The organism is Paenibacillus eucommiae (assembly GCF_017874215.1).
GTDB classification, from domain to species: Bacteria; Bacillota; Bacilli; order Paenibacillales; family NBRC-103111; genus Paenibacillus_AI; species Paenibacillus_AI eucommiae.
On sequence record NZ_JAGGLB010000053.1, the window covers coordinates 40,932 to 49,258 of the forward strand.

Here is an 8,327-nt window from a genome sequence, read left to right on the forward strand (position 1 = left end):
TCAAACAATGGCTTCAACTTTAAATCCATTTGCCAATATGGCACCCGATTCAACCAGGAACCCGGCTCCTCCGGATGTATATTCATGATCTTCGATGGAGATAATGACCTCTCCGTCTACCGCGACGCTTAGCAGCTCTTTCTTTACATAAAAGGAAACCTCATATCTTCTATCCAACTGCAAATCGAAATCTACAGCCGCCAATTGTATGGAGCAATCATCTTTATTTTTGCAAATCTGCAATTTATCCTTCGTGAACTTGGCGGCATAATATCTTCGATGCCCCTTGGCCCTTGCTATAAGTCCGGCTGATTCCTGATTGGTACATATCAACTGTGAAGATACGCAGTAATTGTCCCAATCCGTTCCACCGATCGTTGCAACACCATTGGTTGTAGGATGAGAGATCGAAAAGGTTTCCGCGAAGTCCGGGTTAAAGTTATCTATGGAGCTCATAAAAGATTTAATCCAGGTTGTATTGGTTGTCCAAGGTGATAAGCTTGGCGTTAAGTCAATTGCTCTTTTCATTTCAAAATGCTTGGGAGCACCTTTCCAGTCAATACTCTTGATAATTACACTCCCATCGAGACGCTTATCGCTCGTTAACTCGATCCCGAATCTGTATATGGCATGACCGTTTGTATTGGGCAGCTCCCAACTTAAATGATTGATAGCTTTGTTGAGGGAAAACTCCGGGCTGTAGATTTTATAAATCACATCTTCTTTCCCATACACATCGATGAACATTTTGAATTGTGGGGCTTGTTCCTCTCTGAATAGCACTTCCATATTTACGGTTTGTGTGGCATATAGACTAGGGGAAGCCAAGACCTCAAAATAGCTCGTTCCTTCTTTTCCTCTTGACTGCAGCTCAACAAATGTATCGACAGCAACCATGGAAGAATTGCCTTTAGCCAGATGATGGTATTCGATGACCAGTCCATTCTCTTGTTCAATCAGATTTAAGTTATACAGGGTGGTGTCCGCCTGTTCTTCAAGTGTATCTGTATAAGGAATGAACCCTTGCGTTGAGCCGGGATATTCGAAAGCAAAGCGGCTTGATTCAGCCGGACTCTCTTCTCCCATCCATGCAGCCGCTGCTTTGACGATTTTGCGGGTTTCGATAACAGCATCTGTGATGCAGCTGCCTCCATCCGCAGACACCACATAAATCCGGTCGCTAATCGCTTTCCTGAAATCAGGCCCTTGGCCGATTCCCTCCAAGCCGAGGCGAATGCCATTTAAACAGCCGACATTTCCGGCATTGCAATCGGTATCCCATCCGGCTGAGGAAGCGATCATGATGGATTTCTGAAAATCATCTCCGGCCATAAGCAAGGCCATCATAACCGCTAAATGATTGGTGACCATAGGGCAGCTGCCAGGATATTTGTCGTATCCATGATTGACCGCTATCCATTCCCTGACAATGCGCCAATCATCCGTTTGCTCACACTCTCTTCTTAGATCGTTAACAAGCTCCGTGAGTAAGGGATTATTGACTCTTGAGAGTCCCCTATCTATAAGCTTATGAAGGCTCTTTTCTTCAAAAGCACTTGCTTCCATATACGCCAGGAAGCAGGCCGCGTCAACAGCAATTCCGTCATGGCTGACACTTGCTGCATGACGAGCCAGTGTTATGGCCCGTTCAGGCTGATTCGGACAAGCCAGCGCCCAGGCATCAATAAAGATCTGCGCCCCGATTTGCTCGGAAATGCTTCTTCCGTTGAGCAGGCTTGAGCCGCTTTCAGGAGCTTTGATGCCATTCTTCAATCGTAAGAACGCCGTATGTTCCGTTGATCGTGAGAGGCCTCCCCACCAGAGGACCGTTTTGTTTTCAATAATATAATTCAGCCACGTATCGCCGATTTGCGCAGCAGATAAATCCGCCGGAAAGTGATTGTCCTCCAGGGATCTGAAGAAAACGAAGGTGCCAGAAATATCGTCATCCGGGACAATCAGCGGGACACCCACCTTTTTGTTCACAAAATAATTAACATCACAAAAGGAATCCCGTATCGCCTCATACGTCCAGCCTTCAATGGGCCGTCCTAAATAAACACCAATGATTTTCCCCAGTACGCCTGCATAGATTTGATTTTTATATTGTGCAACAGTCATTTTTCACCTCACCCTTTAACAGAACCACTGACCAATCCGTCAATAAAGTATTTCTGAACCCCAAGAAAGAAAATGATTAATGGACCGATCATGATCACGGATGCCGCCATCATTAAGCCCTGGTTCGTGTTGTACGTATTATTCAATGAAAGAAATCCAAGCGTTGCTGTGAAACTATCCTGCCCTTGCAAAAAGGTAGATGTAATAAGAAACTCGTTCCACGCAGATATACCCACAATGATACTGACGGTTAACAAACCGGGACGCACAAGCGGGATCATGACCTTCGAAATGAGCTGCATCGTTGTTGCCCCGTCCATCCGCGCTGCTTCTTCCAATTCAACAGGAATATTAACAAAGAACGTCCGCATCAGAAAAATCGAAAGCGGCATATTAACAGCAGCCAAAATAAACCCGACAGCAAATACGTTACCCAATAATCCCAACTTCGCCATAACAAAATAAAGCGGAAATAAAAACAATTGAATCGGAACCGTCATGGCTACCATAAAATAAATAGTGACAAGCATTGTACCTTTTATTCTATTTCCTGCCAACACGTAGCCGGCTAACGATGCAGCGAGCAGTACAATAATAATGGTCGTACCCGTCAATAAGAGACTATTCACAAATCCAGTGCTAAAATGCGCAGCCTTCCAAGCATCCACATAGTTAGAGAACTGCCACATTTGCGGCCAGGATAAGGGATTTTTCACGATCGATCTTTGGTCCTTAAAGCTATTCAGCAGTACTAAGGCAAGCGGCAGCAAAGCCGTTAAAGCAAACAAAATTAATATGGTATGCGATACAACAGCATTTTTTTTCTTTTTTAGGTTTATACTCATTGAAGCACTCCCTCAGCCTTTCAACTCGTTCTTACTCAACCAAATATACAGGCATGAAGCAAGCAGACCCAATACACTCATGAACAGGGCTACAGATGCTGCCTTGCCTACCTGAAATGTAGAGAATGCAAACGTATAAGCATAAGTGCTCAGCATTTCAGTGGAGTGAGCCGGACCACCGCCTGTTAATAAATACACATAGTCGAAAGTCAAAAATGAGAAGATAATGATCATGACAAGCATAATACTAAATGTCGGTTTAATAGATGGGAAGTATACATATCTGAATAGCTGCCAGCCGTTACACCCTTCCAGTTCCGCAGCTTCAAGCTGTTCCTTCGGAGTTTGGCGAAGTGCTGCGAGATAGACCACCGTTAGAAACCCCCAGTAATGCCATATATCAACGGCTGCAACAGCATAGAGCGCTGAGTTTACAGAGGAGAGCGGTGAAGTTATAGGCAATCCCAAGTTATTTTTCAAATATCCAACAACACCGGATACCGGATTGAAAATAATGTTCAACCAGAGCATCGCATTCGTCGCTGGTGCCAGCACATAGGGAAACAAGAAAACCAACTGATATGCGCTTCGGCTATTTTTACGTTTCAATAACAGCATCGCGGTTAATAGCCCTATGACTACTGGAATTGTAATAAACAAGACGGTCCATTGGGCGTTGTTGAATATCGCTTTCCAAAAGATTTTATCATCGAAAATTTCTATAAAGTTCTGTAAACCAATAAATTTTGGAGAAGTGGATACTCCATTCCAATCTGTAAATGCGGCAAGCATCGTTAATACTCCAGGTATAAAAACGACTAAGAGACTAATTAATAGAGCTGGAGCTATTAAGACATAATTAATTGCTTTTCTCATCTGCAACTCTTCCCCTCTTCTTACAGGACTTAAAGAAAGAGCAGGGGATCCTGGCAAGCTCTAATGAAATCCCCTGCTGCAGAAATTTATTTTGCTGGTTTTGGAATTGGCGGCAGCAGGCCTTTTTGCACATCTTTATCAAACTCGGTCTGCGCCTTCTCCATTAACGCCTGACTTGTCGTTTGATCCTGCCAGACAGAATCAATATCGAGGAAAACCTGCTTGGCTGCTGGCGGTAGAAACACACCTGCATAGTAGCCAAAATGGCCTTTATTTACTCCATCGATCATATCGTAAATACTTTCTGCATAAAGCTTTGAAAGCGCAGACATTTTGTCCGTCTCGATCTTCAGGTCTTTTAACGGAACTCCCCAATATCCAGGCCAGCTTATGGTCATTTCATTCATAAATGCATTGGTCATCATCATATCGAGGACTTCTGCCGCACCCTCTTTATGCTTGGAATTTGCATTAATAGATAGCGATGCTGTAACTCCTAACGTATAGTCAGGCTCATCCGGAGAACCGCCCATTGTCGGGAATGGCATAAATCCTAGATTATCTACAATATCATCTGTGAAAGATTGCGCTGCAAATTGAAACACAAGAGAAGGTCCAAAGAAGAAAGGTGACTTCTCATCAGCCAGCAGTTGAATAGCTTCATTAAATGTTAAATTCGTGTAGTCGTTACCGGCAAGGTATCCTTTTTTGTACCATTCTTTAGATTTATCAAGTGCGCCAACTATCGCGGGATCTGTCCATTTCTTACTGCCAGTCAATGCCTCATACACCGTGTTTCTACCCGCAAAATGGGTCAGGAAAATAGACGTATAGTTTTCGTTTACCGGCTTCCATCCTTTATTGCCCGTTACAGAGCCATACATGCCTTTTTTCATCGCTTCGTCCATGATTTTTTCAATATCTTCTACCGTTTTAGGAACTTCCCAGTTGTTATCCTTTAGTACTTTTTTATTGTAAAAGATTCCTTCTGTATTCAGGGAGTTGCCCAAGCTGTACAGCTTGCCATTAACCGTCCCGGATTCATATACGGAGTCGATAATCCGATCTTTCCAGCCATACTTCTCAGCGTAGGTATCCAAAGGTTCAATTTTTCCCGCTTCTGCATAAGGAATGACAAATGAAGGGCCTGAGCCGTACACAATATCAGGACCTTGGCCAGCTGATAAGGCAACGGATATATCTTTATCCACAGAGTTTCTGAATTCAACCACTAATTCATATTTGTCCTGGGACTGATTATACTTGTCCACCAACACTTTATTCATCGTTGCCTGATATTCAGGGGCTGCTCCCCAGAACCATAATGTCAGCTTTTCTTTTCCTTTTTCCGTTTCACCATTCGACGAAGAACAAGCAGCAAGCATGATGACCATCAGCAATCCAACAACGATCTGCCATTTATGTTTCATTTCATTTTCCCTCCAGCATCATTAATCAGCTTGTATTTTCACATAATATTCTCTAGTTCTAGGTCCGTCGAATTCCATAAAATAAATCCCTTGTGAATGCCCGACCAGCAGCTCTCCCTGATGAATAATTAAAGTCATTGTGACTCCAATTAACGAGGATTTGATATGTCCGGCTGCGTCCTGCGGGGTATCATGCTGATGCTTGAAATCAATCCTTGTCGGAACGATCCGGCAAATTTCATCCTGCAGATCTTCCAGACCTCTTGGATCCCAGAACGATGTAATCGTTAGTCCGGCTGTTGTATGCGGTGTATAAATGGTGCATGTTCCGCTTTCCACGCCACTTTCCTTCACGAACTGAACGATCTCCTCATTGAGCTTGACCACATCTTTTTCTTTCGTCTTTAATTTAAAATTTCTCAGCATAGTTTCTCCCTATTAATCTATAATAATTTCACTGTTTTTCACGGCATGACCATTCTGCGCAAAAGACCAATTATCCTTCGTACCTCTTCCATCATCTTCACCAATAATTGTGGCAATATACCCGCTTAAAAGCGCAGCTGGTACGAACTGAGTGAGCGGTATTGTTATTGGGAATCGGGTTGTTGGCGTAGCGACTACTGTACATTTTTCTGAGAATTCCGAGGCAGCTATATCTGAAACCACCAAGGTAGGACGTCCCAAATCATCTGCGGCGTGAGCGATCGCTTCTTTTGCCCGGGATAATCCCGGATTGGAGGCATTTGCAAACATCACGGTTCCGATTTTGTCGAAGTTCCTCATAAAGAAATTCAAGTGAAGCCATTCCTCCGTATTCACGTGCATGGCGTATTTACCGGCTGCTTCGAACATCTTCGCATGTCCATACCAAGCTGCTGCATAATCAAAGCCCACTCCGGTAAAATCAAAAGCTTCCAGCTGTGACCATTCCGCTGCTAAAGCTGCTATAGACTGATCGATGGAAGGCAGCATCTTCTCCAATGCCTCCGCTTGAGCTGCAATATCAGCCCGGTAACTCATCGCCGTATCCATCGTGTAGCTGCCGCGAACCTCACCAAATCTGATAGCCAGCAGCAATAGCGCGAGTACAGAAACCATATAGCTTCTCACACCAGGCGACGGTTCAAATGCTGGAATGTCCACATCCAATATTTTTTGGCTCGATCGGCCCAGATAGGATTCCCGATTGGAGGTTACACCTAACGTTAAAGCGCCGTATTTATTGGCCCGTTCTACAGACTCGCCTACTCTTGCCACACTTCCCGAATGACTCACAGCGATAACTAATGGATTGTTGGGCGAAAAACCCAATTGCTTCTTATCATAAAGCCTGGCCAATTCAATGGAAGTTACTACCTCTGTCGGAATGCCTGTCAATAATTCAAAAATATGCTTCGTTGCCAATCCTGCGGCATAGGAATCGCCACAACCCGTTAATATGATTCTTTGAATGGAAAAAATTTCAGGTGTGGATAAAACTTTTCTTGTTTTAGGCTCCAGATCCTCATATTGCTGCTTCATCAGCTCTGGCAGACTAAATACTTGTCTCCTCATTGCATGATCGTAATTCCCCAAAGATGATTCCCCCCTTTAGTTTGTCTTCGCTAACTTGTATTGAGAATAACACAACCATACATGTTAACGCAATCATTTTTCTTCAGGTCTTATTCAAACAGCAGTCCAACAGTAGTTGAAATCCTATACCTGCTTGATATCGAATCGAAACACTTGATGATTTTTTTGTTTTACTTTTTTCATTTAAAAATGTATTGTATATATATAGATACAAGCTGTTCAGAAAGCAGGCGATGATTCCCGATGAATAATCATTCCATTACGATAAACATTGATAAAGACTCACCCATTCCGATATATTATCAAGTAGCCTCAAGTATTAGAGAGAGAATTACGAATAATGAGTGGGAAGTTAATGAGAAGATTCCATCCGAAAACCAATTAACCGAAGAATACGGCATTAGCAGGGTCACCTTAAGAAAATCTTTAGATGCTTTGCATGCTGAGGGGATTATCAAGAAGGAGCAAGGACGGGGAGTATTTGTTCAAAAAAATCCGCAGCCAGTGCTCCATGACTTTAGTCTGCCATCCACACTCAGCAGCCGTATGCAGGAGAACGGCATCAATATCACGCCGCTGATCCTTTCCTCTCATCTATCCGAGCCCATTCCCTACATTAACAAGATTTTGAAATTGGATGACAAAGAACAGCTGGCTTACATCAAACGAGTTTTTATTTTCAACAATAAGCCCATTGGCCTCAACCGCTCTTGGCTTGCAAATTCGAAAGTGCCGAGAATTACGGAAAATCTTTTAATAGAAAATCGGCTAAGCCTGACTCTTGCCAATGTGTATAGCCTTAAACCAAAAAGCATGGAGAATTCCATTCAAGCCATTATTCCCGATGCTTCCGATATGAAGACATTGAACATTAACTACTTATCTCCAGCCATGCTGATTAAAAGCACATCTTTCCTGGCCGATCAGACACCTCTGGAATACTCGTCTACCATATGGCTTGGGGATCGGGTGAAGTTCAATTTAAGCATTGCCAATGATGATTATTTATAATGTGAAAAACGCCTTGCGGCGTCCATTGATGAGCGTGTTCATGGCTTTGGTGCGTTGCGGAGGAAATGGCTGTGGGCTCCAGCCGCTGTTAAAGATTTGTTCCTTTGATTGTAATGGATGTGAAGGGTGGAACAAATCTTTAAATGCGGACGCTACCGCTCTTCCGCCCACAGCCATCCCCTCTCTTTAGTTACAATCGCACGAATCACACGAACATCAAGCTCAAACGAACAGCCAGCAAGGGTTTTTCTCTTGATTAGAAGGGGATTTCCTAGCGAACGCAGCGCTAGGAACGAAGAAGAAATAAAGAAGGGGGAAGAGTCCCCTGCCTGCTACTTTAACGATGTTTTTCATCGTTAAAAGCACTGGGTCCGGTGGCGTAAAATAGTCTGTGTACCAAAAATTGGAGTGTTTCCAAGACAAAAATGGTAGGGTATACTCTCGGAATTGTCCAGATCCACAAGAG

General features: G+C 43.5%; 7 protein-coding genes. 1 reads left to right on the top strand and 6 read right to left on the bottom strand.

What is annotated here, in order from left to right; translation table 11 throughout:
- The 6 genes from J2Z66_RS39935 to J2Z66_RS39960 all read right to left on the bottom strand — a co-directional run bounded on the left by J2Z66_RS39935 (position 1) and on the right by J2Z66_RS39960 (position 6,850).
- Positions 1–2,121 carry an ADP-ribosylglycohydrolase family protein gene (locus J2Z66_RS39935; protein WP_209979278.1) on the bottom strand — a complete coding sequence of 707 codons (2,121 nt, stop codon included), beginning with the start codon at positions 2,119–2,121 and terminating at the stop codon, positions 1–3.
- Between the two features lie 8 nt (positions 2,122–2,129).
- Complete coding sequence (locus J2Z66_RS39940) at positions 2,130–2,966, bottom strand: carbohydrate ABC transporter permease (RefSeq protein WP_209979280.1); 837 nt, start codon at positions 2,964–2,966, stop codon at positions 2,130–2,132.
- Between the two features lie 12 nt (positions 2,967–2,978).
- Positions 2,979–3,842, bottom strand: coding sequence for a carbohydrate ABC transporter permease (locus tag J2Z66_RS39945; RefSeq protein WP_209979282.1), 864 nt, complete (start codon positions 3,840–3,842; stop codon positions 2,979–2,981).
- A gap of 86 nt (positions 3,843–3,928) precedes the next feature.
- The gene (locus tag J2Z66_RS39950; protein ID WP_209979284.1) at positions 3,929–5,272 is read right to left on the bottom strand and encodes an ABC transporter substrate-binding protein; all 1,344 of its coding nucleotides are present in this window, start codon (positions 5,270–5,272) and stop codon (positions 3,929–3,931) included.
- 21 nt (positions 5,273–5,293) lie between these two features.
- Entirely contained in the window at positions 5,294–5,698 is a 405-nt protein-coding gene (locus tag J2Z66_RS39955) for a secondary thiamine-phosphate synthase enzyme YjbQ (RefSeq protein WP_209979286.1), read from the bottom strand.
- A 12-nt stretch (positions 5,699–5,710) separates the two neighbouring features.
- Entirely contained in the window at positions 5,711–6,850 is a 1,140-nt protein-coding gene (locus tag J2Z66_RS39960; RefSeq protein WP_209979288.1) for an SIS domain-containing protein, read from the bottom strand.
- Between the two features lie 243 nt (positions 6,851–7,093).
- On the opposite strand from J2Z66_RS39960, the gene J2Z66_RS39965 reads away from it, so the two are divergent.
- Positions 7,094–7,861 (top strand): GntR family transcriptional regulator, encoded by a 768-nt coding sequence (locus tag J2Z66_RS39965; RefSeq protein WP_209979290.1) that lies wholly within the window; start codon positions 7,094–7,096, stop codon positions 7,859–7,861.
- The last annotated feature ends 466 nt before the right edge of the window (positions 7,862–8,327 follow it).

Coding starts and splice junctions, on each gene's coding strand:
- J2Z66_RS39965 (WP_209979290.1), top strand. CDS start 7,094: ATGAATAATCATTCCATTACGATAAACATTGATAAAGACTCACCCATT.
- J2Z66_RS39945 (WP_209979282.1), bottom strand. CDS start 3,842: ATGAGAAAAGCAATTAATTATGTCTTAATAGCTCCAGCTCTATTAATT.
- J2Z66_RS39935 (WP_209979278.1), bottom strand. CDS start 2,121: ATGACTGTTGCACAATATAAAAATCAAATCTATGCAGGCGTACTGGGG.
- J2Z66_RS39940 (WP_209979280.1), bottom strand. CDS start 2,966: ATGAGTATAAACCTAAAAAAGAAAAAAAATGCTGTTGTATCGCATACC.
- J2Z66_RS39950 (WP_209979284.1), bottom strand. CDS start 5,272: ATGAAACATAAATGGCAGATCGTTGTTGGATTGCTGATGGTCATCATG.
- J2Z66_RS39955 (WP_209979286.1), bottom strand. CDS start 5,698: ATGCTGAGAAATTTTAAATTAAAGACGAAAGAAAAAGATGTGGTCAAG.